The sequence below is a fragment of the Bradyrhizobium sp. INPA03-11B genome (assembly GCF_040446015.1).
Classification (GTDB): Bacteria; Pseudomonadota; Alphaproteobacteria; order Rhizobiales; family Xanthobacteraceae; genus Bradyrhizobium; species Bradyrhizobium macuxiense_A.
The window spans coordinates 61,068-83,819 of the sequence record NZ_JASGSR010000009.1; the positions used below are offsets into that span (position 1 = coordinate 61,068).

The window sequence follows — 22,752 nt, forward strand, 5'->3', positions numbered from 1 at the left end:
GAAGCCTTGGCGAAGGCGGAAGCAATCCATCCATCCGTTTCGCGGCGTTATGGATTGCTTCGCTTCGCTCGCAATGACGATGTAAAAGGCGACCATGGACAACCCGCCCCTGATTCTGCTGGCGGCCGGCGGCACCGGCGGCCATTTGTTCCCCGCCGAAGCGCTCGCCGTGGAATTGATCAGGCGTGGCCTGCGGGTGCGGCTTGCGACCGACGGTCGCGCGCTGCGCTACTCCGGCCTGTTTGGCAAAGAGAGCATCGAACTCGTGCCGAGCGCGACCGTGCGCAGCCGCAACCCGATCTCGCTGGCGCGGACCGTGCTGATGCTCGGCTACGGGACGCTGGTTGCCGCCAATGTGGTGCGCCGGCTGAAGCCTGCGGCCGTGGTCGGTTTCGGCGGTTACCCGACCTTGCCGCCGCTCGTGGCGGCGCGGATGCTCGGCGTTCCCGGGATCATCCATGATGCCAATGCGGTGCTCGGCCGCGCCAACCGCTTCCTCTCCGGCCGCGTCGACGCGATCGCGACCTCGCTGCCCGGCGTGCTCGATCGCGACCCCGCGCTCGCCGGCAAGGCCACCACGGTCGGCACGCCGATGCGCCCGGCGATCCTCGCAGCGGCAGCGGTGAAATACACGGCGCCCGAGGTGAACGGACCGCTGCGCCTGCTCGTCGTCGGCGGCAGCCAGGGTGCACGGGTGATGAGCGACATCGTGCCGCCGGCGATCGAGCAGCTCGATCCCGCGCTGTGGAGCCGCCTGATCATCACCCAGCAGGTGCGCGAAGAGGATATGGACCGGGTCCGCGCGGTCTACGACCGGCTCAAGATCAATGCCGAGCTCGCACCGTTCTTCGCCGACCTGCCGGCGCGCCTGGCCTCGAGCCAGCTCGTGATCTCGCGCTCCGGCGCCGGCACCGTCGCCGAGCTCGCCGCGATCGGCCGGCCCTCGATCCTGGTGCCGCTGCCGGGCGCGATCGATCAGGACCAGTTCGCCAATGCCGGCGTGCTGTCGCAGGCGGGCGGCGCGCTGCGCATCGCGCAGAGCGACTTCACGCCGGAACGGCTCGCCGCCGAGATCTCCGCCTTCGCCGCCGCGCCCCAGAAATTGACCGCGATGGCGGAAGCCGCGCGCAGTGTCGGCAGGCTCGATGCCGCCGAGCGGCTCGCCGATCTGGTGATGAAGACGGCACGGCTGTGAGAATGTCGCATGACAGTAGATGTCACCGAGATAGAAACAATTCTGGGTCCACTCCGGGGATTTGATTCTGACACGACGCGCATGATCTCGTTGGATTCAATCGGAGGTCCCTGGGGCAGGCATCCCGATCGTGCGCGTGCCGAGGCTGCCCTGAGGTGGGCGAGTTCGATGGGCCCGCCTATCGCGAGGTGGCTCGACATTGAGCCGGATTTAGAAATTCCCCGACAAATGCGGGTGGCCGCATTCGTCGCCTTCATGACGCATGTGCCTGTACTGGCTGATGGATATCCGTGGTGTCTCATCGATCATCAGGCTGCAGGACACGCCTGCAAGCATCTTAGGTTTGTCGGGCATCGGATTTTGCTGAAGCCGGGGATAGAAGCCAAGTTCACTGAAATTGCGAAAGGCTATTACGATTCCCAGCTTGGTTGGGATATTCCATCCCTTTCAGAGCTGGTCAGATACAGATCGCAACTCCAAGAGATCGGACTTGATTGCGACGGATATGGAACCTTCCGGTACCTTATGGAGGGACTGTATCCGATTGACTTGTCCCAGTCGGTGATTGATCAGATATGCCTTAACCCCTTCCCACTGGAACACCTCCTGGGAAGCCCACGGCCATATGGAAGCATCGAACATTATGCCATTCTTGTATTCATTGCCGCGAACAGCGACTGAACTGCTCCAAGAGGAACGGCAATCATGAGACTGCCGCGCGAGATCGGACCCATTCACTTCGTCGGGATCGGCGGCATCGGCATGAGCGGCATCGCCGAGGTGCTGATCAATCTCGGTTACACCGTGCAAGGCTCCGACGCGTCGGATAATTACAACCTCGATCGGTTGCGCAAGAAGGGTGCAAAAATCTCCGTCGGCCACGCCGCCGAGAATGTCGATGGCGCCGATGTGGTCGTGGTCTCGACCGCGATCAAGCGCGACAATCCCGAATTGATGGCGGCGCGCGCGCGGCGCATTCCGGTGGTGCGGCGCGCCGAGATGCTGGCGGAATTGATGCGGCTGAAGAGCTGCGTCGCGATCGCCGGCACCCATGGCAAGACCACCACGACGACGATGGTGGCGACCTTGCTCGACGCCGGCGGGCTCGATCCGACGGTCATCAATGGCGGCATTATCAATGCCTACGGCTCCAATGCGCGGCTCGGCGCCGGCGACTGGATGGTGGTCGAGGCCGACGAGAGCGACGGCACCTTCCTCAAGCTGCCGTCCGACGTCGTCATCGTCACCAATATCGATCCCGAGCATCTCGATCACTTCAAGACCTTCGAGGCGATCCAGGATGCGTTCCGCAATTTCGTCGAGAACGTTCCGTTCTACGGCTTTGCCGTGATGTGTACCGATCACCCGGTGGTGCAAAGCCTCGTCGGCAAGATCGAGGATCGCCGCATCATCACCTACGGGCAGAACCCGCAGGCCGATGCGCAGCTCCTGGATCTGACGCCGATGGGCGGCGGCTCGAAATTCAAGGTCGCGATCCGCGATCGCAAGACCGGCGCGAAGCACGAGATCGCTGACATCATGCTGCCGATGCCGGGGCGCCACAACGCGTCCAATGCGACGGCGGCGATCGCGGTCGCGCATCAGCTCGGCGTGTCCGACGACGTCATCCGCCAGGCCATGGCCGGCTTCGGCGGCGTCAAGCGGCGCTTCACCAAGACCGGCGAGACCAATGGCATCACCGTGATCGACGACTACGGCCATCATCCGGTCGAGATCGCAGCGGTGCTGAAGGCGGCGCGGGAATCCACCAACGGCAAGATCGTCGCCGTGGTGCAGCCGCATCGCTACACCCGCCTGCAGTCGTTGTTCGAGGAATTCTGCACCTGCTTCAACGACGCCGATGCGGTCGTGGTCGCCGAGGTCTATCCGGCTGGCGAGGCGCCGATTGCCGGCATCGACCGCGATCATTTCGCCGCCGGCCTGCGCGCTCACGGCCATCGCAACGTGGTTCCGCTGCCGAACGCGGGTGAGCTTGCGAAGATCGTTCACGGCCTTGCCAAGTCCGGCGACCTCGTCGTCTGCCTCGGCGCCGGCAACATCACGCAATGGGCCTACGCACTGCCCGCCGAATTGAAGGCGCTGGGGTGATGATGGTCGTCGCCCTTCACGAACACCGCCCGTGCGGCTCACCCCTCTCCCTAACCCTCCCCCGCAAGGGGGGAGGGAACCCGTCCGCTAGTGCGTCCCTGACTTGCGCAAAGAGTCAGAGCGCAGCTGTGGCGCGATGTGAGGTGAGCACGCTCGTCAGGCTCCCTCCCCCCTTGTGGGGGAGGGGTGGGGAGAGGGGTAAGCCCCGGGCGATCGCGGAAAACGCAATGCGACGTTCTCTCAATCAAGTTCGCCGATCGACCAGCGCATCATGACCTTCCCTGACATCACGCCCGACCTGAAAGCCGCGATGCCGGAGCTGCGCGGGCGGCTGCTGGCCAATCAGTCGCTGGCGGAGCTGACCTGGTTTCGCGTCGGCGGCCCGGCGCAGGTGCTGTTCACACCGGCGGATGAAGACGATCTTGCTTACTTCCTGAAGCGGTTGCCGCAGGAGCTGCTGGTCTATGCCGTCGGCGTCGGCTCCAATCTGATCGTGCGCGACGGCGGCATGCCGGGTGTCGTGATCCGGCTGGCGCCGCGTGCCTTCGGCGAGACCAGTGCGGACGGTGATGTCGTCACCGCCGGCGCCGCCGCACTCGACAAGCGCGTCGCGGAGACGGCCGCGGCGGCAAACATTGGCGGCATGGAATTCTTCTTTGGCATCCCCGGCACGGTCGGTGGCGCGCTGCGCATGAATGCCGGCGCCAACGGCGGCGAGACCAAGGACGTGCTGATCGAGGCCACCGGCGTCAGTCGCGATGGCACCAGGCACACGTTCGGCAATGCCGACATGAAGTTCGTGTATCGCAACAGCGGCGTCGATCCGTCGGTTATCTTCACCTCGGCGCGCTTCCGCGGCAGGATTGCCGATGCGGATGCGATCCGCGCCCGCATGAACGAGGTGCAGACTCATCGCGAGACCGCGCAGCCGATCCGCGAAAAGACCGGCGGCTCGACCTTCAAGAATCCGCCCGGCAACAGCGCCTGGAAGCTGATCGACGCCGCAGGCTGCCGCGGTCTCAAGGTCGGCGGCGCGCAGGTGTCGGAGATGCACTGCAATTTCCTGATCAACACCGGCAACGCCACCGGCCATGACATCGAGAGCCTCGGTGAGACGGTGCGTGAACGGGTGAAGCAGACCAGCGGAATTGAGCTGCACTGGGAAATCAAGCGGATCGGGAACAGCTGATGCAGGTGACCATTCTGTTCGGCGGCACCAACAAGGAGCGGCTGGTTTCAGTTGCGAGCGCGCAGGCGCTGCACCGCGCGCTGCCCGACGCGGAGCTCTGGTTCTGGGACGTCGACGACACCGTGCATGCGGTGACGTCCGAACAGCTGCTCGGTCACACGCGGCCGTTCGAGGTCGACTTCAAGCCTGATAGTCCCGGCATCGCGCTCGACCAGGCGCTCGACAAAGCGGGCGCCGAGCAGCGCGTGCTCGTGCTCGGTCTGCACGGCGGCCGCGCCGAGAATGGCGAATTGCAGGCGATGTGCGAAATGCGCGGCGTCGCGTTCACCGGCTCCGGCTCGGCGTCGTCGCATCTGGCCTTCGACAAGCCGTCGGCCAAGCGCTTCGCCGCGATCGCCGGCATCAACGCACCGCAGGGGATCGCAGTCGAACAGATCGATGAGGCATTCGCGAAGTACGGCAAGCTGATCGCGAAGCCCGCCAAGGACGGATCGAGCTACGGGCTGATCTTCGTCAACGCCAAGCAGGACCTCGTCGCCGTCCGCAATGCCGCGAAGCATGAAGACTATCTGATCGAGCCGTTCGTGTCGGGCGTCGAGGCGACCTGCGGCGTGCTCGAGCAATCCGACGGCAGCGTGTTCGCGCTGCCGCCGATCGAGATCGTGCCGGCGGAGGGAGGCTTCGACTACACAGCCAAATACCTGCTGAAATCGACCCAGGAGATCTGTCCCGGTCGTTTCGCGCCGGAGGTCAGCGCCGCGATCATGGACCATGCTCTGCGGGCGCATCGGGCATTGTCCTGCACCGGCTACTCGCGCAGCGATTTCATCGTGTCGGCCAATGGCCCGGTCTACCTCGAAACCAACACGCTGCCTGGGCTCACCGCGGCGTCACTGTACCCTAAGGCCTTGAAAGCACAGGGCATCGCCTTTGCCGACTTCCTGCAGGACCAGATCGAACTCGGCCGCCGCCGCGCCAAGCGTTAAGGCCGTCTGAGCGCGGAACCCGCCCGACTCGGCCGGATGGAACCCGGCGCTGTTGCTAAAATGCTAACGGGTTCGCGGCAAAGTACTCAAAGCGTTGATCAAAATACACTCCAGGCTGAACTCATTTACCGTTTGTTTACCAGGAAGCCCGAAGGTTAACGCTGGCGGCGCATGTAGCGCTTGGCTGCCGGGGCGTGAGCTGTCGCGGATTACCGCTTCGAGGATCGCAACCAGGGAACAGGGGGCCACTCTAATCCCACCGGTCTAGCCGAGACGTGATTTGTGCCGGGACCCGCGGGGTTTGCGGGCACAACATGTGACGAGCTCGTGCAATGGATGGTGCAGGACGCCTCACTCGATCGCTGCGATCGCTGGGGCCTCAAGCTGACCTGAGAGCAGCCGCTATTGGAGCGGCGGTGCTGTTGCGCGAGTATATCGGCGCCCATCTCGCTCGCCGCCGGCGGCGTCCCGCCAAGCGGCCGCAAGTGATCGATCGCGAGCCGCCGAATCGCTACATCCAGATGGTCGAACGCTATCTGCCGCGCCGCATCGGCCTAGTCGCGACGCTGGCGATCCTGTTCGGCAGCCTGGGCTTCGGCATCGTCCGGGGCGGCCATGTCGAGGAGTTCACCACTGCGCTCAGCGACACCCGCAACGCGCTGGCCAATTCCGCAGGCTTCCGCATCACCACGGTCGGCATCAACGGCCGCAAGCAGCTGAGCCAGGACGAGGTGCTTGCGATCGGCGGCGTCAACGGCCGCTCCTCGCTGCTGTTCCTCGATGCCGATACCGTGCGCGCCAAGCTGAAGGCCAATCCCTGGATCGCGGACGCCACGATCCTCAAGCTCTATCCGGGCCGGCTGCAGATCGACATCGTCGAGCGCACCGCCTTCGCGTTGTGGCAGCAGAACGGCCGCCTGTCGGTGATCGCCTCCGACGGCGCGGTGCTCGAGCCTTACGTCACGCGCCGCTTCCTCAATCTGCCGCTGGTGGTGGGCAAGGGCGCGGACACCCGCGCCCAGGACTTCCTGGCGCTGCTCGACCGTTATCCGCAGGTGCGTTCGGTGACCAAGGCCGCGATCTTCGTCGGTGAGCGGCGCTGGAACCTGCGCCTCAAGGACGGTCTCGACGTCCGCCTGCCGGAGAATGATGTCGGCAACGCGCTCGCCGCGCTCTCCAAGCTCGACAAGGACGAGAAGCTGTTCTCGCGCGACATTGTCGCCGTCGACATGCGGCTGCCCGATCGGCTGATCGTGCAATTGTCGGAGGAAGCCGGCAAGGCGCGCGACGAGCTGTTCAAGGACAAGAAGTCCAAGAAGAAGCCGGGTGACTCCGCATGACCGGCCTCGATCGCAATCTGACCCCGAAGACCCGCCCGATGCAGAAGCGCACCGCGATGGTGGCTTCGCTCGACGTCGGCTCCAGCAAGATCGCCTGCATGATCGCACGGCTCAAGCCGTCGCCGCCGAACGAGGCGCTGCGCGGCCGCACCCATGCGGTCGAATTGATCGGCTACAGCCAGATCCAGTCGCGCGGCGTCAAGGCCGGCGCCGTCGTCGATCTCGCCGAATGCGAGAAGGCAGTGCGCCATGCCGTGGCGCTGGCCGAGCGTATGGCCAAGGTCCGTGTCGAGTCCGTCCTGCTGTCGGTCTCCGGCGGCAGGCAGCATGGCCAGCTGGTCGAAGCCGCGGCCGATATCCGCGGCGGCTCGGTGACCGCGGACGACATCAGCCGCGTCACCTCGGCCGGCATGCGTCACGCTGCCGGCGCCGGCCGCACCGTGCTGCACGCGCTGCCGGTCGGCTACGCGCTCGATGGCGTCAAGGGTATCCGCGATCCCAAGGGCATGGTGGCGCGCCAGTTCGGCGTCGACATGAACGTGGTGACGTCGGACGCGACGGTCGCCAAGAACCTGATGCTCGTGGTCGAGCGCTGCCATCTCAACGTCGAAGCCATGGCATCGAGCCCCTATGTCGCGGGCCTGTCGGTCTTGACCGACGACGAGGCCGACCTCGGCGCTGCCGTTGTCGAGATGGGCGCGGGCTCGACGACGATCGCGACCTATTCCGGCGGCCGCCTCGTGCACGCATCCGGGTTTGCGCTCGGCGGGCAACACATCACGATGGATCTTGCGCGCGGCATCGGCGCGTGCATTGCGGATGCCGAGCGAATCAAGACTTTATACGGCACGGTGCTGACCGGCGGTTCGGACTCGCGCGAGCTGATGTCCGTTCCCACTGCAGGCGATGATCGGGAGACCCCGCAAATCGTATCTCGCGCCACGATTGCGAACATTGTCCGGCATCGCGCCGAGGAGATTTTCGAAATGGTCCGTGACCGGCTCGCGGATTCCCCCTTTGCGGCAGAGCCGAGGGCGCGCGTCGTGCTCAGCGGGGGCGCGTCGCAGCTGACCGGGACCGTCGAGCTTGCCACCCGCATCCTGAACCGGCAGGTCCGCATCGGCCGGCCGCTCGGCTTCGGCCGGCTGCCGAACGAGGCGAAGGGCGCCTCGTTCTCGGTGCCGACGGGCCTGCTGGTCTATCCGCAATACGCACATCTTGAACATGTCGAACCGCGGCGCACGCGGCAGCTCAGGACAGGGACAGACGGTTACTTCGGAAAGGTCGGACGATGGCTTCGCGAGGGCTTCTGATGACCGCACCCCGGCTCATTGCATTTTCACCAGCTCCTGCGGCCAGCGGCCGGGACGAACCAACGCGCGCATAATCGAGAGAGGCAACCATGGCACTCAATCTGACACCCCCTGACATCAGCGAGCTGAAACCGCGGATCACCGTCTTCGGCGTCGGCGGCGCGGGTGGTAATGCCGTCAACAACATGATCACCGCCGGGTTGCAGGGCGTCGACTTCGTCGTCGCCAACACCGACGCGCAGGCGCTGACGATGTCGAAGGCGCAGCGCATCATCCAGATGGGCACCCAGGTCACCCAGGGCCTCGGCGCCGGTTCGCAGCCCGATGTCGGTGCCGCGGCCGCGCAGGAAGTCATGGACGAGCTTCGCGATCATCTCACCGGCGCCAACATGGTGTTCGTCACCGCCGGCATGGGTGGTGGCACCGGCACGGGCGCTGCGCCCGTGATCGCCAAGGCCGCCCGCGAGATGGGCATCCTCACCGTCGGCGTGGTGACGAAGCCGTTCCACTTCGAAGGTCAGCGCCGCATGCGCACCGCCGAGCACGGTATTTCCGAGCTCCACAAGGTGGTCGACACCCTGCTGATCATTCCGAACCAGAACCTGTTCCGGGTCGCCAACGAGAAGACCACCTTTGCCGACGCGTTCGCGATGGCCGACCAGGTGCTGTACTCGGGCGTCGCCTGCATCACCGACCTGATGGTCAAGGAAGGTCTGATCAACCTCGACTTCGCCGACGTCCGCGCCGTGATGCGTGAGATGGGCAAGGCGATGATGGGCACCGGCGAGGCAACCGGCGAGAAGCGCGCGCTGACCGCCGCCGAAGCTGCGATCGCCAACCCGCTGATCGACGATAGCTCGATGAAGGGCGCCCGCGGCCTGTTGATCTCGATCACGGGCGGCAAGGATCTCACGCTGTTCGAGGTCGACGAAGCCGCAACCCGCATCCGCGAGGAGGTCGATGCCGACGCCAACATCATCGTCGGCGCCACCTTCGACGAATCGCTCGACGGCATCATTCGCGTCTCCGTGGTCGCGACCGGCATTGAGCAGGCCGCGATCGCCTCCCGTGCCCAGGCTCCCGCGCAGCAGCCGGGCGGTTCGCCGGAGAGCCGGCTGGCCGACCTGACCGCTCGCCTGCGTGCCGACAATCAGCGCATGGCCGAACGTGCCCAGAAGCTGGAGCCGCCGACCGGCGTGACGGTTGCTCCGATTGCGGCTCAGGCTGTGGCGCACCAGCAGCGTCCGGCAGTCGAGCGCGCCGCACTCGCGGCGATCGCCGCCGCGGTTGCCCCGGACAGCGCACCGGCCGCCCAGGCGCCGATGCAGCCGGCCTCCTATGGTGACGTCACGGTCCGGCCGATTGCCCAGAAGCCGACATTGTTCCCGGATCACGAAGCGGCCCGGGCCGAGCAGCACGAGCCGATGCCGCCCGAGACCTTCATCCCGCAGGCGGCGGAGCGGTCGCCGGTCCGTGCCCCGCGGATGCCGAAGTTCGAGGATCTGCCGATGCCGGCGCAGGCCGAGATTCGCCAGGCCAGCGGTGATGGTGAGGCGGAACATCCGCAGAAGACCCGGCTGTCGCTGCTGCAGCGGCTCGCCAATGTCGGCCTCGGCCGCCGCGACGAAGAGACCGAGCCGCCGATCGCGGCCCGCGCCTCGGGTCCGGCGATGCCGACGATGCCTCCGCTGCCCGACCGCAAGCCGGCCCGCAGCGTCGCCCAGCAGATCTCGGCGAACGAGCAGCCGGTATCGGAATATGCAAAGCGCCCGGCCCCGCAGGGATTGGACGCGCATGGCCGTCAGGCCCCTGTTGCCCCGGCGCCACAGGGCGACGACCATCTTGATATCCCGGCCTTCCTGCGCCGGCAGGCAAACTGAAGTTTGTTACAACCTTGGCGATGAAGAAGGCCTCGGCGGGGAACCGCCGGGGCCTTCTCCTTTTGGCGGGCAAGCGATTGCACGCTGCAAACAAGCAACTGATTTTAAATGATTAATTATTCTTTCGGTGGTCAGATGGCCACTCGCCGAGGGCCGTTTTCGCTGCCGCAATTTGGTTAACCTTGGGCGTGAATGCGGCGGAGATGGGGTAACAATCGGTAAAGAAGCGTGAGTTGGCGCGGTTTAGGAAATCACTATGGTCTGCCGTGACTTGGGGAGCTCAAGCGAGTCGGCCTTGGGGAAGTTTGGCCACTTGAATTGAGCGAAGTCGGGTAGTGGGCATTATCGAATGAAGTTCAGCCGTCAAACAACGCTTCGGTCGCAAGCCACCGTGACTGGCGTAGGCGTTCATTCCGGTCTTCCTGCCAGTCTCACGTTGGGACCTGCACCTGTTGATGCAGGTTATATTTTTGTCCGCACCGGTCTCGACGGTGCCGACCGCGAAATCCACGCCGACGCCGATGCCGTGATCGCCACCGAGTTTTCGACGGTGCTCGGTGACCGCGAAGGGCCGCTGGTTTCGACTGCAGAACATGTGCTCGCGGCGCTGCGCGGCATGGGGATCGACAACGCCACCGTCGAAGTCGATGGACCCGAAGTTCCGATCATGGACGGCAGCTCGGCTGCCTTCGTTGCCGCCATCGAGCAGGCCGGTATCGTCACCCAACCCGCCGTGCGCCGCTTCATCCAGGTGTTGAAGCCGGTACAGGTGAAGATCGGCCAATCGGTCGGTGAGCTGCGTCCGTTTGCTGGTGGATTCCGCGCCGAGGTCGAGATCGACTTCGCCAATGCGGTGATCGGCCACCAGAGCTTCTCCTTCGACCTGTCGCCGGAAAGCTTCCGCCGCGATATCGCGCGGGCTCGGACCTTCGGCTGCATCAGCGACACCGCGCGGCTCTGGAGCGCCGGTTTCGCGCTCGGCGCGTCGTTCGACAACACGGTGGTGTTCGACGATACCCGGCTGCTCAACAGCGAAGGCCTGCGCTATAGCGACGAATGCGTCCGCCACAAGGTGCTGGACGTGATCGGCGATCTCTCGCTGGCCGGCCTGCCTCTGCTCGGCATCTATCGCTCGAAGCGGGGCGGTCACAAGCTCAACAATGCGGTGCTGAAGGCGCTGCTGGCCGACCGTAGCGCCTGGCGCGTGGTCGAATCGGAGACGGCCCGGCGGCCGGTCCGGGGCCATGTCGAAGCCGGTGCAGGCACCGTGGGCGGTCTCGTCGCCCCGGCCTACGGTCCGGACGTGTCCTGATCGCCGCCGGCGGTCAGTCCCAATTTCCGTAATAACCACAGCAGGCTGTGCACTTCGCCGGGTCGCCTTATTCCCGGCGGATTGGCTCCCTATTCGGTTGGTCGACGGTCATTTTTCGGTTAAACAGGCCCGCGGTTGCCTTGATATGGCGCCAACGGCACGTGAGATATTGCATCCATGATCGCGGTTCATGGGTGGAGTGGGGTCGCCGTTAACCGCATCAAAGGCGTCAGGTTTTACAATTCATGTCGGCAATGCGTATGGCGCTCGAACCACGCTCCTCTTCTGACGTCTCCGGCCTGACCAAGGCCGCTCGCGCGCTGCGTTTTGCGGCGGGCCTGATCGTGCTCGCACTGCCGCTCTCAGGCTGCGGCACCGGCGCGCTGTGGGACAAGTTCATGGCCAAGGACGATACGTTCGTCGATGAGCCCGCGGACAAGCTCTACAATGAGGGCTTGTACATGATGAACGAGAAGAAGGACCTGAAGGCCGCCTCGAAGAAGTTCGAGGAAGTCGACCGTCAGCATCCGTATTCGGACTGGGCGCGCAAGTCGCTCCTGATGTCGGCCTATTCGTATTACCAGGCGGGCGACTACGACAGCTGCATCGGCTCTGCGACCCGCTACGTTACGCTGCATCCCGGCAGCCCGGACGCTGCCTACGCCCAGTACCTGATCGCAGCATCGCATTTCGATCAGATCCCGGACATCTCGCGCGACCAGGGTCGTACCGAGAAGGCGATCGCGGCGCTCGAAGAGGTGGTGCGCAAATATCCGACCTCGGAATATGCGACCCAAGCCAAGAACAAGATCCAGGCGGCGCGCGACCAGCTCGCCGGCAAGGAAATGGCGGTCGGGCGCTACTACATCGAGAAGCGCGACTTCACCGCCGCGATCAACCGCTTCAAGACCGTGGTCACGCAGTACCAGACCACCCGCCACGTCGAAGAGGCGCTCTACCGGCTCACCGAGGCCTATATGGCGATCGGCATCGTCGGCGAAGCACAGACCGCGGCCGCGGTGCTCGGCCACAATTTTCCGGACAGCCGCTGGTACAAGGACGCGTATAATCTAGTAAAGTCCGGCGGTCTCGAGCCGAGCGAGAATCAGGGATCCTGGATCAGCAGGACCTTCAAGAAGATAGGTCTCGGCTAGGAATTGTCCTCGCATGCTGGCCCGTCTGTCGATCCGTGACATCGTCCTGATCGAACGGCTTGATATCGAATTTTCCCGTGGCCTGGCGGTGCTGACCGGCGAAACCGGCGCCGGAAAATCCATCCTGCTCGATGCCTTTGCGCTGGCGCTTGGCGGCCGCGGCGATGCTGGCCTCGTGCGCCATGGCGCCGAGCAGGGGCAGGTCACCGCGATGTTCGATGTCCCCAAGGGGCATCCGGCCGCCGGGATCCTCGCCGAGAACGGCCTCGACGACACCGGAGAGATGATCCTGCGCCGCGTGCAGCTCGCCGACGGCCGCACCCGCGCCTTCATCAACGATCAGGCGATCAGCGTGCAGACCCTGAAGGCGGTCGGCGCCGTCCTGGTCGAAATCCACGGTCAGCACGACGAGCGCGCGCTGGTCGACGCCTCCACCCACCGCCAGCTGCTCGACGCCTTCGCCGGTCACGAGAAGGACGTCGCGGCGCTGGAGGCGCTGTGGGATATCAGGCGGACCGCCGGCACCGCGCTCGACGAGCATCGCGCCGGCATGGAGCGTGCTGCGCGCGAGGCCGACTATCTGCGCCATGCCTCGCAGGAATTGAAGACGCTGGCGCCGAAGGACGGCGAGGAGACCGAGCTCGCCAACCGTCGCACCACCATGATGCAGGGCGAGAAGGTCGCGACCGACCTGCGCGAGGCGCAGGAGGCGATCGGCGGCTCGCATTCACCGGTGTCGGCGCTGTCGGCCGCGGTGCGGCGGCTGGAGCGGCGCGCCGCCAATGCGCCTGCGCTGATCGAGCCGGCAGTGAAAGCGATCGACATTGCGATCAACGCGCTGGAGGAGGCCGACCAGCATCTCCACGCAGCGCTTGCCGCGACCGATTTCGATCCAGCCGAGCTCGAGCGGATCGAGGAGCGGCTGTTCGCGCTGCGCGCTGCCTCACGCAAATATTCGACGCCCGTGGATTTGCTGGCCGCGTTGGCTGCGCAATATGCCGGCGACGTCGCGCTGATCGATGCCGGCGCCGACCAGCTGAAGAAGCTGGAAGCGGCCGCCGCCGAAGCCGACCAACGTTATGCGGCAGCGGCTGCAAAACTGTCGGCGGCGCGCAGCAAGGCGGCCGAGAAGCTCAACAAGGCGGTCAACGCCGAGCTCGCGCCGCTCAAGCTCGAGCGCGCGAAATTCATGACCCAGGTCGAGGCCAATGCCGCCGCGCCGGGGCCAGAGGGTATCGACCGTGTCGAATTCTGGGTGCAGACCAATCCGGGCACCAAGCCGGGGCCGATGATGAAGGTCGCCTCCGGCGGCGAGCTGTCGCGCTTCCTGCTGGCGCTGAAGGTCGTGCTGGCCGATCGCGGCTCGGCGCCGACTTTGGTGTTCGACGAAATCGACACCGGCGTCGGCGGTGCGGTGGCGGATGCGATCGGCTCGCGGCTGGCGCGCCTCGCCGGCAAGGTGCAGGTGATGGCGGTGACCCATGCGCCGCAGGTCGCTGCCCGCGCCAGCCAGCATCTTCTGATCTCCAAGGACGCGCTCGACAAGGGCAAGCGCGTCGCCACCCGCGTCAACGCGCTCGCGGCCGACCATCGCCGCGAGGAGATCGCGCGGATGCTGGCCGGTGCCGAGATCACCGCGGAGGCGAGGGCCGCCGCGGAACGTCTGCTCCGGGCGGCGGGTTAATCTCTCATTGTCATTCCGGGGCGATGCGAAGCATCGAACCCGGAATCTCGAGATTCCGGGTCTGGTCCTTCGGACCATCCCGGAATGACGACCTCAGACGCAGATCGACTCATACAAGTCATTCCATTCCGGGTTGGTCGCCGCGATTAACTGGGTCTTCCAGCTTCTCTTCCACTTCTTTAGCTCCTTCTCCCGAGCGATTGCGGAGATCGGATCGTCGTAGATTTCGAACCAAACAAGCTGCGTGATGTTGTATTTGGATGTAAAGCTTGGGACGGCCTTTATTCGGTGTTCGTAGACCCGGCGCACGAGATCGTTGGTGATCCCAACATAGATTGCTCCGTCTCGTCGACTTGCTAGAATGTAGACGTAGTACGACATGAGCCCCATTCCCTACATCGTCATTCCGAGGCGATGCGAAGCATCGAAGCCGGAATCTCGAGATTCCGGGTTCGGTCCTGACGGACCGCCCCGGAATGACGGAGAACTATAGCGCGCTCCTTGCATGGCCAAAGCAGCAAAAGAGAAATCATTTCCAGACGTCGACAAGCTCACCAAGGCCCAGGCCAAGGTCGAGTTAATGCGCCTTGCGCTCGAGCTCGAGGGCCACGACAAGCGCTACTACCAGGACGATGCGCCGAGCGTCACCGATGCCGAGTACGATGCGCTGCGGCAGCGCTACAACGCGATCGAGAAGCGCTTCCCGGAATTCGTCACCGCGGAATCACCGTCGCAGAAGGTCGGCGCCGCGCCGTCGGGGCGCTTCAAAAAGGTCCGCCACTCCGTTCCGATGCTGTCACTCGACAATGCGTTTGCGGAAGCCGACGTGGTCGACTTCGTCGGACGCATCACGCGCTTCCTGAAATTGCCGGATGACAAGATCGATTTCTCGGCCGAGCCGAAGATCGACGGTCTCTCGATGTCGCTGCGCTACGAGGGCGGTGAGCTCGTCACCGCAGCGACCCGCGGCGACGGTGCCGAAGGCGAGGACGTCACCGCGAACATCCGCACGCTGGAGGATGTGCCGCAGAAGCTGAAGGGCCGCAACGTGCCCGAGATCTGCGAGGTGCGCGGCGAAGTCTATATGACCAAGAAGGCGTTCCTCGCGCTCAACGAGCGGCAGAAGGCCGCCAGCGACACCATCTTCGCCAATCCGCGCAATTCGGCGGCCGGCTCGCTGCGGCAGAAGGATCCCGGTATCACCGCCTCGCGGCCGCTCGGCTTCTTTGCCTATGCCTGGGGCGAGATGAGCGCGATGCCGGAGGAGACCCAGACCGGCATGATCCACTGGTTCGAGCGCTGCGGTTTCAAGACCAATCCGCTGACCAAATTGTGCCACTCGGTCGAGGAGCTGATCTCCTTCCATCGCAAGATCGAGGAGCAGCGCGCCGAGCTCGACTACGATATCGACGGCGTCGTCTACAAGGTCGACCGCATCGACTGGCAGGAACGCCTCGGCTTCGTGTCGCGCACGCCGCGCTGGGCGATCGCGCACAAATTCCCGGCCGAGCGCGCCATGACTGTGCTGCGCGACATCGAGATCCAGGTCGGGCGCACCGGCTCGTTCACGCCAGTCGGCAAGCTCGAGCCGGTCGGCGTCGGCGGCGTGATCGTGCAGAACGTCACGCTGCACAATGAGGATTACATCAAGGGCATCGGCAACAAGGGCGAGGAGCTGCGCGAGGGGCGCGACATCAGGATCGGCGATACTGTCGTGATCCAGCGCGCCGGCGACGTGATCCCGCAGGTTGTCGACGTCGTGATCGACAAGCGGCCGAAGGGCGCGAAGGAATTCCATTTCCCGAAGAAATGCCCGTGCCCGCTGCACACCGACGTGGTCCGCGAGGAGACCGCGACCGGCGAGGAGGGCTCGCGGCTGCGCTGCAGCGGCGAGTTCGCCTGTCCGTTCCAGAAGATCGAGCACCTGATCCTGTTCGTGTCGCGACGGGCGTTCGACATCGACGGCCTCGGCGTGAAGCAGCTGCAATATTTCTTCGACGAGGGTTGGGTCAAGGAGCCCGCCGACATCTTCACGCTGCCGAAGCGCAACGCGAAGCTGAAGCTCGAGGACATCGAAGGCTATGGCGAAACCTCGGTGCGCAATCTGTTCGCCGCGATCGACAGCCGCCGTAGGATCGGGCTGGAGCGCTTCATCTATGCGCTCGGCATGCGCCATGTCGGCGAGACCACGGCGCTGGCGCTGGCGCGCGGCTACGGCTCGTGGGAGGCGTTCCACGAGGCCTGCCTGAAGGTCGCCAAGGGCGACGAAGATGCCATCACTGAGATGGATGCGCTCGACCAGATCGGCGACACCGTGATCAAAAGCATCGCGGACTATTTCGGCGAGAGCCATAATCGCGGCATCGTCGAGCGGTTGACCACGGAGCTCGACGAGATCGTCGACGCCGAGAAACCGAAGAGCAATTCGGTGGTGGCCGGCAAGACCGTGGTGTTCACCGGTTCGCTCGAGAAGATGACGCGCGACGAGGCCAAGGCGACCGCCGAGCGGTTAGGGGCCAAGGCTGCGGGTTCGGTGTCGAAGAAGACCGACTATGTCGTCGCGGGGCCGGGCGCCGGCTCGAAGCTTGCCGAAGCGCAGAAGCACGGCGTGCAGGTGCTGACCGAAGACGAGTGGTTGAAGTTGATCGGGGAGTAGGGCGCTGCGTCGCCGCACTCACCGCTGTCGTCCTCCGCGAAAGCGGGGGACCCAGTATTCCAGAGGCCGCAGTGATTCACCCGATAGGCTGCGGCGTACTGGATCCCCCGCTTTCGCGGGGGATGACGAGTTGAGCGTGTGGCGTTCGCGCGCGCCTCACATCATCCCCTGCTCATCCTCCTCGGCCTGCGTGATCAGTTCCTCGCTCACCACCACGTTCCGCCGCGGCACCACGAAGATCATGGTGCAGGCGCAGGCGATCGAGATCGCGAAGATCGCCGATGTCAGCGGCAATGTGGTGGTCGAATGGCCGCCGAGATAGGCGCCGAACTGCGAGATCAGCGAGCCGATGCCCTGCTGCAGGAAGCCCATCGCGCCTGAGGCGGTACCGGCGGCTTCGGGGCGGATGCTGATGGCGCCGGCAGCGGAATTGGCCATCACGAAGGCATTGGCGACCATCACGATCATCTGGGTGCCGAACAGCCAGAGCGGGGCCTGGTTCAGCCCGGTGAAACTCCAGACCAGGTTCAACAGGCTGCCGCCGAGTTGCAGCGCGAGGCCGAACCAGATCAGCCGCTCCAGCGAGTGCCGCGGCGCGAAGCGCACGCACAGGAGATTGCCGACGAAGTAGCCGAACCCCGTCATCGCGAACCAAGCGCCATACTCGGCGCTGCTGCGGCCCATCTGGGTCACCACGATGTAGGGGCCGCCGCCGGCGAAGGCGAAGATGATCTGGGACGCCAGCACCTGGCACAAGAGATAGCCGACGAAGGCGCGGCTTCGGATCAGCTTGCCGAGGTCGCCGCGGAAACTGGAGCTGTCGGTGCGATCGCGGCGGGTTTCGGGCAGCGCCAGTGCGATGAAGATCGTGGTGGTCAGCGACGCCGCAGTGATGAGATAGAGGATCGCACGCCAGCCGAACGCGGTCTCCAGCAGGCCGCCGGTCAGCGGGCTCACCATCTGTGCGATCATCAGCGCGGCGACCACGAGGCTGATCATGGCGCCGACCCGCTCGCGCGGATAGAGATCGCGGATGATGGCGCGGCTGATCACCATGCCGCTGGCGCCGCCGAGTGCCTGGAAGAAGCGCGCCGCTATCAGTTGCGGCAGGGTCTCGGCGAACACGGAGCCGATGCCGGCCACCACCATCAGGCCGAGGCCCGCAAGCAGCACCGGGCGGCGGCCGAACTTGTCGGACAACGGTCCCATGATCAACTGCGACAGCGCGATGCCGACCATGTAGAGCGACACGGTCATTTGCGCGATGGAAATGTCGCGGCCGAAATCGGTCGCCAGCACCGGCAGCGCCGGCACCAGCATGTAAAGCGAGATCGGCGCGACGCCCGTCATCACGACGAGCATCAGCAGCATGACCTTCGATGTCGCGATGTTGTCTTTAGCCGCGCCGGGCGGCTTGCCCATCACGCCGTGCATTCAGGTCCGATCCAGCATTATGCAAAGACTGTAGCGCGCCCGTTCGCGCGGAATACCGGTGTTTCGGCATACGCCCATGCGATTTCGGGAGACGCCGCGGCGATGTTTCGTCCCGCGCAATAACCTCACCGTCGTCCCGGCGAAAGCCGGGACCCATAACCACAGGCGCGCATTGTTGAGGCGCGCTGTGGCCCCAGCGTCATGCAACAGTGGGCGGCGGTGGCTATGGGTCCCGGCCTTCGCCGGGACGACATCGAACCTGGGGAGCGATGTTTGCGCCGTTACTTCAGCGCCGCCGTCGCCTCGTCGAGCCACAGCTTGGTGGCGTTGTCGTCGAGATGCGGGCGCACCGTGCGCGCGACGCGAGCATGGTAGTCGTTGAGCCAGCTCAGCTCGTCTGCGCTCAGCATGCTCACCTCGATCAGGCGACGATCGATCGGCGCCAGGGTCAGCGTCTCGAATGCGTTGACCGGCTTCTCGGCGCCGGCGATGTCGGTGCCGATCACGAGCTCGAGGTTCTCGATCCTTATGCCGTAGGCGTCGGTCTTGTAGTAGCCGGGCTCGTTGGACAGGATCATGCCGCGCTTCAGCGGTGTGGTGCCGAGCTTCGAGATCCGCGCCGGCCCTTCGTGGACGCTGAGATAGCTGCCGACGCCGTGGCCGGTGCCGTGCTCGAAATCGATCCCGGCCTGCCAGAGATATTGCCGCGCGAAGCTGTCGAGCTGCGCGCCGGTGGTGCCGTCCGGGAAGATCGCGCGGGCGATCGCGATATGGCCGCGCAGCACGCGGGTGAAGCGGTCGCGCATCTCGTCGGTCGGCTTGCCGATCGCGATGGTGCGGGTGACGTCGGTGGTGCCGTCTTCATACTGCGCGCCGGAATCGATCAGCAGCAGATCGCCGGCGGCGATGCGGCGGTTGCTCTTGCGCGTCACGCGATAATGCACGATGGCGCCGTTCGGCCCGGTGCCGGCGATGGTCGGGAACGAGACGTCTTTCAGCGCGCCGGTCTGGCGGCGGAATGTCTCCAGCGCCTCGACGGTGTCGATCTCGGTGAGGTGGCCGGAGGGCGCCTCGCGGTCGACCCAGGCGAGGAAGCGCGTCAACGCCACCGCGTCGCGCTGATGCGCCGTGCGCGTGCCCTCGATCTCGGCGATGTTCTTGACCGCCTTCAGCAGGCTGACCGGATCGTTGCCGCGCACCGGCTTGCCGCCGGCGCCCACGATCAGGCGGCTGAGGGCATCCGCCGCGGTCGCGCTATCCAGCGCGATCGCGGCGCCGCGCTTGGCGAGCTCGGTGAGCTTCGCGGTCAGCGCCGACGGTTCCTCGACATCGGCGGATTGCTCGAGATGGTCGCGCGCGGAGTTCGACAGCTTGCGGTGATCGATGAACACCAGCGGCCGGCCGTCCTTCGGCACCAGCGCGTAGGACAGCGGCAGTGGCGTGTGCGAGACGTCAGCGCCGCGGATATTGAAGGTCCAGGCCACCGCGTGGCTGTCGGAGAGCACCAGCGCATCGACGCCGAGCTTGTTGATCTCGAGCCGGATCCGCTTCAGCTTCTCGGCCTCGATCTCGCCGGAGAACTGCGCGCCGTGGATCGAAACCCGGCCGAGCGGCGGTGCCGGCCGCTCGTGCCAGATCGCATCGAGCGGATTGCCGTCGACGGCGACCAGCTCGGCACCGGCCTTGGCGCAGGCCGCCGCCAGCCGTTCGGCTGCCGCCGAAGTGTGCAGCCAGGGGTCAAATCCTAGGCGGTCGCCGGCCGCCAGGTGCCGGGTCAGCCAGTGCTCCGGCGGCAGCTCGACCAGCGGCTCGACCTGCCAGGCCTTAGCGTCGACCTGCTTGGCGGCCTGCAGCGTGTAGCGCCCGTCGACGAACAGGGCGGCTTCCCGGCCCAGCACGATCGCGAGCCCGGCCGATCCGGTGAAGCCGGTCAGCCAGGCAAGCCGCTCCTCGGATGCGGCAACATATTCATTCTGCTGCTGGTCGGCGCGCGGAACCACAAATCCGGTCAGCTTGCGCCGCGCCAGTTCCTCGCGCAGCGCGCTTAAGCGCGCAGCCAGCGCCACGCCGCCTTCGGGCTCTTCGAACGTCTGGAAATGAGCTTCGAACATCGCCTTCGCACTCTCTTCGGGTCCAGCATGATCTCCGCACAAGCGCAGTCAAGCTGACCATATTTTTGGCATAACTTATGCTTGAATCGTGGCATAGTGGAAATGACCAAACGATGTCCACTGCACGTCGTCGGTCAAGCGTGTGGGGAGTGTCCAGGAGTGTCTCAACTCAACGGTGAGGAGATGCACGATGCCTGCATTCACGTTTGAGAAGATTTCGCCGCCGGTGCCCCCCGGGCCGATCGTGCCGGTCGAGCAGAAGCCGCGTGGCGTCATCGTCCAGATGCTCGATCGCTTTGTCGAGGCGCGTGCCAGGCGTGCAGCCGCTCAGAACAAGGTCGAGACCGCCGGCCGCGATTCTGTCGCGCCCGAATAACCAGTCCGCAGATCGCACTTACTGTTCGAGGTCGGAGGCCTTCGTCACGGTCGCGTTGACGACCCTTGTGCCGTCGAGTTCGCGCACGATCCGCTCATCGGGGCCGACGATACCGAGGTCGAATTCGTGCTCCGGCGTCAGCAGCGTCATGCGCTGGCCGACGATGACGACGACGGTCATGTCGAGCGTCTCGCCGGATATCGCCCATTCCCTGAGCTCGCCCCGAAACGGCTCCCTGCGCCAGGCGTCGGGGAAGCCCGGATCGCAGCGGACCTCGAGACCGTCTTCGGACGTGGTGAGCACAAGCTTCGATCGCGAGGGCTTCCAGTGCTCCTCCAGCAGCTCGTTGACCAGCCAGACGCAGCTGAACGAGCGGCATTCCGCCGGCCGGTTCGAATAGATCCGGCAGCCGAGCCCGGGCGCGCAATGCGGACACCATACGCTGGCCGGCTTCGCCAGTTCCTCGATCGCCATCACCTTGCAGCAGAGCGTGCAGTCACCGCACTGTCTGCCGGTCGCGGTCATGTCACCTGACCGAGCGCAGCAGCAGGCTGCTCCAGCCCTCGATCTTCAGATGCCGCAGCGGCACCAGCCCGCGGGCGCGATAGGCGGCGATCACCGCCGGCGCCTGGTGGGTCAGCAGGCCCGAGAGAATGACCTGCGCTGACGACGCGAGGTGTCGTGCCATCGGTCCCGCCAGCTGGCGCAACGGATTGGCGAGGATGTTGGCGAGCACCAGATCGAACGGCCCGTCCGCGGCAAAGCGCGGCGCGGCAAAGCCGGTAGCACGGATCACGTCCACCAGATGTCCTGCGCCGTTCAGCCAGGCGTTTTCCTCGGCCACCCGCACCGAGGGCGGGTCGATGTCGCTCGCCAGCACCTTGCCATGCAGCGCCTTGGCGGCGGCAATCCCGAGCACGCCGGTCCCGGTGCCGAGATCGAGCACACGGCGGGGCTGATACGCCTTCAGGACGTGGTCGAGCAGCAAGAGGCAGCCGCGCGTGGTGCCGTGATGGCCGGTGCCGAAGGCGAGCGCCGCCTCGATCTCGATCCCGAGCTTGTTCGGCGGGATCCTGTGCCGGTCATGCTGGCCGTGGACGACAAAGCGGCCGGCCGCGACCGGGACCAGGTCCTCCAGGCTCGCTTTGACCCAATCCTTGGCCTCGATGGTGTCAAATACCAAAGTCGATGCGACATCCTGTCGCACTACCTGGCCGACCAGCTCGCGCAGCAAGGCCTGGTCGGGCGGCTCGGCAAAATGAACGGTGACGTCCCAGCGGCCGTCCGGCCGCTCAAAGGCCGCAAAAGCCGCCTGATCCTCGAAGAACAGTTCGGAAAGCGCGTCGACCACGCGTTTTGCGGTCGTTTCGTCTGTGAGGGTGACGCTGGCGCGGTGCGTGGACGGGGTCATCGGAGGCCGTTAGCGCGGTTTTTGTTAAAAATTCAACCCGGATTCAATCGAATTTCGCGAGAATTGATAGGTTCCCGATTCAGACAACCTTAGATGCCGCCGTACTAGTACGGAGGCGGAACTCGGGAATTCCCTTCGTTCCAAGGCATCACAACCAAGGGCAGGGCTGCAATGAAGGCTTTTTTCGTTAGGTTTTTGCGGGATGAATCCGGCGCAACCGCCATCGAATACGGACTGATCGCGACGGGCATCGCCATCGCTATCATCGCCGCGGTGAACGGCGTCGGCACGAACCTGAGCGGGACGTTCAGCACGATCGCCGGCTCCCTCAAGTAAATTTCGCCGACTGCGTTCTCAAGCAGGCACCGGGCAACGACGCCCGGTGTTTTCTTTTTGACTGGTTGTCCACAGCCAGCTCCGCGCAGCTTGTCAACCAGCGATCAAGCGCGTTGTCCCCGGGGTTGTCGGCCTCTGCTCCACAGGCAGTCCACCGGGATGTTCACCGGCTTTTCCCATGATGCGACACCAGGTCTGACCAAGGTCGACCCACAGTTTCTCAACAGACCTGTCCACAGCTTGCCGCGCCCCGATCGTGGTGCCTG

General features: G+C 65.1%; 19 protein-coding genes and 1 pseudogene. 15 read left to right on the top strand and 5 right to left on the bottom strand.

What is annotated here, in order from left to right; genetic code table 11:
• The first annotated feature begins 94 nt into the window (after positions 1–94).
• From murG to recN, 12 genes and pseudogenes are all read left to right on the top strand, one after another.
• Entirely contained in the window at positions 95–1,195 is a 1,101-nt protein-coding gene (gene murG / locus QMZ05_RS05745; RefSeq protein ID WP_353699897.1) for an undecaprenyldiphospho-muramoylpentapeptide beta-N-acetylglucosaminyltransferase, read from the top strand.
• A 9-nt stretch (positions 1,196–1,204) separates the two neighbouring features.
• The gene (locus QMZ05_RS05750; RefSeq protein WP_353699898.1) at positions 1,205–1,876 is read left to right on the top strand and encodes a hypothetical protein; all 672 of its coding nucleotides are present in this window, start codon (positions 1,205–1,207) and stop codon (positions 1,874–1,876) included.
• A 24-nt stretch (positions 1,877–1,900) separates the two neighbouring features.
• Positions 1,901–3,304 carry a UDP-N-acetylmuramate--L-alanine ligase gene (gene murC / locus QMZ05_RS05755; protein WP_353699899.1) on the top strand — a complete coding sequence of 468 codons (1,404 nt, stop codon included), beginning with the start codon at positions 1,901–1,903 and terminating at the stop codon, positions 3,302–3,304.
• A gap of 271 nt (positions 3,305–3,575) precedes the next feature.
• Entirely contained in the window at positions 3,576–4,493 is a 918-nt protein-coding gene (gene murB, locus QMZ05_RS05760) for a UDP-N-acetylmuramate dehydrogenase (protein WP_353699900.1), read from the top strand.
• Positions 4,493–5,479 (top strand): D-alanine--D-alanine ligase, encoded by a 987-nt coding sequence (locus tag QMZ05_RS05765; RefSeq protein WP_353699901.1) that lies wholly within the window; start codon positions 4,493–4,495, stop codon positions 5,477–5,479. The genes murB and QMZ05_RS05765 overlap by 1 nt, the downstream gene beginning before the upstream one ends.
• Before the next feature lie 71 nt (positions 5,480–5,550).
• Positions 5,551–5,872, top strand: a pseudogene (locus QMZ05_RS05770) (D-alanine--D-alanine ligase); the annotation flags it as partial.
• Positions 5,812–6,819, top strand: coding sequence for a cell division protein FtsQ/DivIB (locus QMZ05_RS05775; RefSeq protein ID WP_353699902.1), 1,008 nt, complete (start codon positions 5,812–5,814; stop codon positions 6,817–6,819). The pseudogene QMZ05_RS05770 and the gene QMZ05_RS05775, both read left to right, overlap by 61 nt.
• Positions 6,816–8,132: a cell division protein FtsA gene (gene ftsA, locus QMZ05_RS05780; RefSeq protein WP_353699903.1), complete on the top strand. Its 1,317-nt coding sequence runs from the start codon at positions 6,816–6,818 to the stop codon at positions 8,130–8,132. Before QMZ05_RS05775 ends, ftsA begins: the two co-directional genes overlap by 4 nt.
• 89 nt (positions 8,133–8,221) lie before the next feature.
• Entirely contained in the window at positions 8,222–10,012 is a 1,791-nt protein-coding gene (ftsZ, locus tag QMZ05_RS05785) for a cell division protein FtsZ (protein WP_353699904.1), read from the top strand.
• Positions 10,013–10,361: 349 nt separating this feature from the next.
• Positions 10,362–11,324 carry a UDP-3-O-acyl-N-acetylglucosamine deacetylase gene (lpxC, locus tag QMZ05_RS05790; protein ID WP_353699905.1) on the top strand — a complete coding sequence of 321 codons (963 nt, stop codon included), beginning with the start codon at positions 10,362–10,364 and terminating at the stop codon, positions 11,322–11,324.
• Between the two features lie 260 nt (positions 11,325–11,584).
• Positions 11,585–12,478 carry an outer membrane protein assembly factor BamD gene (bamD, locus tag QMZ05_RS05795; RefSeq protein WP_353699906.1) on the top strand — a complete coding sequence of 298 codons (894 nt, stop codon included), beginning with the start codon at positions 11,585–11,587 and terminating at the stop codon, positions 12,476–12,478.
• Positions 12,479–12,491: 13 nt separating this feature from the next.
• Positions 12,492–14,162 carry a DNA repair protein RecN gene (gene recN, locus QMZ05_RS05800; RefSeq protein WP_353699907.1) on the top strand — a complete coding sequence of 557 codons (1,671 nt, stop codon included), beginning with the start codon at positions 12,492–12,494 and terminating at the stop codon, positions 14,160–14,162.
• Positions 14,163–14,255: 93 nt separating this feature from the next.
• Here recN and QMZ05_RS05805 read toward each other — a convergent pair whose 3' ends face one another.
• A complete protein-coding gene (locus QMZ05_RS05805; RefSeq protein ID WP_353699908.1) occupies positions 14,256–14,543 on the bottom strand; it encodes a GIY-YIG nuclease family protein in 288 nt (95 codons plus the stop codon).
• A gap of 124 nt (positions 14,544–14,667) precedes the next feature.
• Here QMZ05_RS05805 and ligA point away from each other — a divergent pair, with 124 nt between their 5' ends.
• Complete coding sequence (gene ligA, locus QMZ05_RS05810) at positions 14,668–16,818, top strand: NAD-dependent DNA ligase LigA (RefSeq protein ID WP_353699909.1); 2,151 nt, start codon at positions 14,668–14,670, stop codon at positions 16,816–16,818.
• A 156-nt stretch (positions 16,819–16,974) separates the two neighbouring features.
• Here the strand turns inward: ligA and QMZ05_RS05815 are convergent, their stop codons facing one another.
• Positions 16,975–18,252: a multidrug effflux MFS transporter gene (locus QMZ05_RS05815; protein ID WP_353699910.1), complete on the bottom strand. Its 1,278-nt coding sequence runs from the start codon at positions 18,250–18,252 to the stop codon at positions 16,975–16,977.
• 281 nt (positions 18,253–18,533) lie between these two features.
• A complete protein-coding gene (locus tag QMZ05_RS05820; RefSeq protein ID WP_353699911.1) occupies positions 18,534–20,363 on the bottom strand; it encodes an aminopeptidase P family protein in 1,830 nt (609 codons plus the stop codon).
• Between the two features lie 190 nt (positions 20,364–20,553).
• Here QMZ05_RS05820 and QMZ05_RS05825 point away from each other — a divergent pair, with 190 nt between their 5' ends.
• The gene (locus QMZ05_RS05825) at positions 20,554–20,739 is read left to right on the top strand and encodes a hypothetical protein (protein WP_353699912.1); all 186 of its coding nucleotides are present in this window, start codon (positions 20,554–20,556) and stop codon (positions 20,737–20,739) included.
• Between the two features lie 18 nt (positions 20,740–20,757).
• On the opposite strand, the gene QMZ05_RS05830 is transcribed toward QMZ05_RS05825, so the two are convergent.
• Both QMZ05_RS05830 and QMZ05_RS05835 read right to left on the bottom strand, forming a co-directional pair.
• Entirely contained in the window at positions 20,758–21,264 is a 507-nt protein-coding gene (locus tag QMZ05_RS05830) for a hypothetical protein (protein WP_353699913.1), read from the bottom strand.
• Position 21,265: 1 nt separating this feature from the next.
• Complete coding sequence (locus tag QMZ05_RS05835) at positions 21,266–22,150, bottom strand: 50S ribosomal protein L11 methyltransferase (protein ID WP_353699914.1); 885 nt, start codon at positions 22,148–22,150, stop codon at positions 21,266–21,268.
• Positions 22,151–22,321: 171 nt separating this feature from the next.
• Here QMZ05_RS05835 and QMZ05_RS05840 point away from each other — a divergent pair, with 171 nt between their 5' ends.
• Entirely contained in the window at positions 22,322–22,486 is a 165-nt protein-coding gene (locus QMZ05_RS05840) for a Flp family type IVb pilin (RefSeq protein WP_146990615.1), read from the top strand.
• Positions 22,487–22,752 lie beyond the last annotated feature (266 nt).

What these genes read in the sequence shown, in the direction of transcription:
- murG (WP_353699897.1), top strand. Translation starts at nt 95, where the DNA reads ATGGACAACCCGCCCCTGATTCTGCTGGCGGCCGGCGGCACCGGCGGC.
- QMZ05_RS05750 (WP_353699898.1), top strand. Translation starts at nt 1,205, where the DNA reads ATGACAGTAGATGTCACCGAGATAGAAACAATTCTGGGTCCACTCCGG.
- murC (WP_353699899.1), top strand. Translation starts at nt 1,901, where the DNA reads ATGAGACTGCCGCGCGAGATCGGACCCATTCACTTCGTCGGGATCGGC.
- murB (WP_353699900.1), top strand. Translation starts at nt 3,576, where the DNA reads ATGACCTTCCCTGACATCACGCCCGACCTGAAAGCCGCGATGCCGGAG.
- QMZ05_RS05765 (WP_353699901.1), top strand. Translation starts at nt 4,493, where the DNA reads ATGCAGGTGACCATTCTGTTCGGCGGCACCAACAAGGAGCGGCTGGTT.
- QMZ05_RS05775 (WP_353699902.1), top strand. Translation starts at nt 5,812, where the DNA reads ATGGATGGTGCAGGACGCCTCACTCGATCGCTGCGATCGCTGGGGCCT.
- ftsA (WP_353699903.1), top strand. Translation starts at nt 6,816, where the DNA reads ATGACCGGCCTCGATCGCAATCTGACCCCGAAGACCCGCCCGATGCAG.
- ftsZ (WP_353699904.1), top strand. Translation starts at nt 8,222, where the DNA reads ATGGCACTCAATCTGACACCCCCTGACATCAGCGAGCTGAAACCGCGG.
- lpxC (WP_353699905.1), top strand. Translation starts at nt 10,362, where the DNA reads ATGAAGTTCAGCCGTCAAACAACGCTTCGGTCGCAAGCCACCGTGACT.
- bamD (WP_353699906.1), top strand. Translation starts at nt 11,585, where the DNA reads ATGGCGCTCGAACCACGCTCCTCTTCTGACGTCTCCGGCCTGACCAAG.
- recN (WP_353699907.1), top strand. Translation starts at nt 12,492, where the DNA reads ATGCTGGCCCGTCTGTCGATCCGTGACATCGTCCTGATCGAACGGCTT.
- QMZ05_RS05805 (WP_353699908.1), bottom strand. Translation starts at nt 14,543, where the DNA reads ATGTCGTACTACGTCTACATTCTAGCAAGTCGACGAGACGGAGCAATC.
- ligA (WP_353699909.1), top strand. Translation starts at nt 14,668, where the DNA reads ATGGCCAAAGCAGCAAAAGAGAAATCATTTCCAGACGTCGACAAGCTC.
- QMZ05_RS05815 (WP_353699910.1), bottom strand. Translation starts at nt 18,252, where the DNA reads ATGCACGGCGTGATGGGCAAGCCGCCCGGCGCGGCTAAAGACAACATC.
- QMZ05_RS05820 (WP_353699911.1), bottom strand. Translation starts at nt 20,363, where the DNA reads ATGTTCGAAGCTCATTTCCAGACGTTCGAAGAGCCCGAAGGCGGCGTG.
- QMZ05_RS05825 (WP_353699912.1), top strand. Translation starts at nt 20,554, where the DNA reads ATGCCTGCATTCACGTTTGAGAAGATTTCGCCGCCGGTGCCCCCCGGG.
- QMZ05_RS05830 (WP_353699913.1), bottom strand. Translation starts at nt 21,264, where the DNA reads ATGACCGCGACCGGCAGACAGTGCGGTGACTGCACGCTCTGCTGCAAG.
- QMZ05_RS05835 (WP_353699914.1), bottom strand. Translation starts at nt 22,150, where the DNA reads ATGACCCCGTCCACGCACCGCGCCAGCGTCACCCTCACAGACGAAACG.
- QMZ05_RS05840 (WP_146990615.1), top strand. Translation starts at nt 22,322, where the DNA reads ATGAAGGCTTTTTTCGTTAGGTTTTTGCGGGATGAATCCGGCGCAACC.